At 57.5% G+C, this 1,723-nt stretch carries 2 protein-coding genes; one reads left to right on the top strand and one right to left on the bottom strand.

All coding sequences use genetic code 11. The features are described from left to right. A partial coding sequence (locus tag A3754_RS25465) for an SDR family NAD(P)-dependent oxidoreductase (RefSeq protein WP_063521697.1) occupies positions 1-852 on the bottom strand: 852 nt, incomplete at its 3' end. Between the two features lie 105 nt (positions 853-957). On the opposite strand from A3754_RS25465, the gene A3754_RS25460 reads away from it, so the two are divergent. After that, positions 958-1,593, top strand: a complete 636-nt coding sequence (locus A3754_RS25460; RefSeq protein WP_063521696.1) for a TetR/AcrR family transcriptional regulator — start codon at positions 958-960, stop codon at positions 1,591-1,593. Positions 1,594-1,723: the final 130 nt, after the last annotated feature.

Genomic DNA, 1,723 nt, shown 5'->3' with positions numbered 1-1,723 from the left:
TTCTGACGTTTTCGGTAACAGGTAATACATGGCCAGTGCGCCTTTGCCGAACACGCCCAGCTTGCGCTTGTCCTGGGTGATGATCATGTCCAGCATCCAGTTCACGGCGGTTTCCGGTGACATGACGGGCATGTATTGGTAAATCTTGGTGGGGGCAATCATGGGGGTGCGCACCAGCGGATAATTCAGTGAGGAAAAGCGCACCTTGGTGTGGGCGTACTCATTGGCGGCCACCCAGGTCCAGCCTTCCAGTGCCCACTTGGACGCCAGGTAGGCAGAGAAGCGCGCCGGGTTAGCCTGCACGCCCACGGTGGACACGTTGATGATGTGGCCTTCGTTGCGCGCTTCCATGCCCGGCAGCAAGTTCGTGGCCAGCCGGATGGAGGCCAGATAGTTCAGCTGCATGGTCCGTTCGTAATCGTGGAAGCGGCCCACGGTGAACTTGATGGAACGGCGAATGGAGCGTCCGGCATTGTTGATCAGCACGTCCACCCGGCCATGATCCTGCAGGGCCTGTTCGCAAAGGCGATCGCACTCTTCCATTTTGGACAGGTCGCCGGGGTACACGGACGCCTGGCCGCCCCGTTGATGGATGGCGTGGGCAATCGCTTCCAGTTTCTCCTGATTGCGGGCCACCAGCAGCACAGTGGCGCCGGCATCGGCAAGCTTGTCTGCCACCAGGGCGCCGATGCCCGAGCTGGCGCCGGTGAGCAGAATCACTTTGCCGTTGACCCGCTGTTGCAATGCTTTGCCCGGCGCCACGGCACGCTTGAGATGCCAGGCCCAGTGATCCCGGAGCCTGTTTACGTAAGGCAGGACTTTGGGGGTTCTGAATTTCACGGCATTGGACATGATGGGCTCTCGAGTGGATCCATGGAATGAGCGAATGCATCCAGTGTAACCTGAGCATATACTCGGAAATACTCGGGTTTCTCCGTTGGCAAGGAGTGGCGTTGTATGGGGCAGGTTCGCTGGAAAGTCTCTGATTTTACTGTCAAAAAAGAGCCCAGGCAGGCCCGTTCGAAAGCCTCGGTTCAGGCGATGGTGCAGGCATGTGCTCGGATTTTGGAGACCCGGGGATACGCCGGGCTTAGCACCAATGCCATTGCGGAAGTGGCGGGTGTCAGCATCGGGTCGGTGTATGAGTACTTTCCCGGCAAGGATGCCATTGTGGCGCGGTTAGTGCAGGACATGGTGGCAGAGGCCAGGGCCATGCTGGAAGGTCGGCTGGCGCTGACAGACAGTCGCAATGATTTAAACAGCGCCATGCAATATTTTCTGGGCGCCATTTACCGGCTAATGCGCAAGCATCGAGCGTTATTGCGGGTGTTGGTTTTCCAGGTGCCTTACTTGCACCAGTTGCCGGCCACCCGGCAGTTGGAAATCGAATTACAGCAGGTCTTGATGGCAGGGCTGGATTATACGCGGGAGCAATATTCCCTGAATGCCCAGCAGCACACCTTGTACCTGATGACCACTTCCGTTGCCGGCACGCTGATGCACCTGGTGCTGGTGGCCCCGCCAGCCATGGACCCGGAAGGCATACTGGATGCGCTGGCAGAAAAAATGACAGCCTGGCTGATTGAGGGTTGAGGTTTTTATTGCCCAGTCTGTACACACTAATGATAAGTGATTGAGTGAAACCGGGAGCCCGATGAAAACAGTTTTAATACTGGTAGACGTGCAGAACGTGTACTACACAACACGGCAGGCGTTTAACCGC

The organism is Alcanivorax sp. HI0083, assembly GCF_001635175.1.
Note: the sequence above shows the minus strand (reverse complement) of the source record. Positions and strands in the feature narration are given on the sequence as shown.

What these genes read in the sequence shown, in the direction of transcription:
- A3754_RS25460 (WP_063521696.1), top strand. Translation starts at nt 958, where the DNA reads ATGGGGCAGGTTCGCTGGAAAGTCTCTGATTTTACTGTCAAAAAAGAG.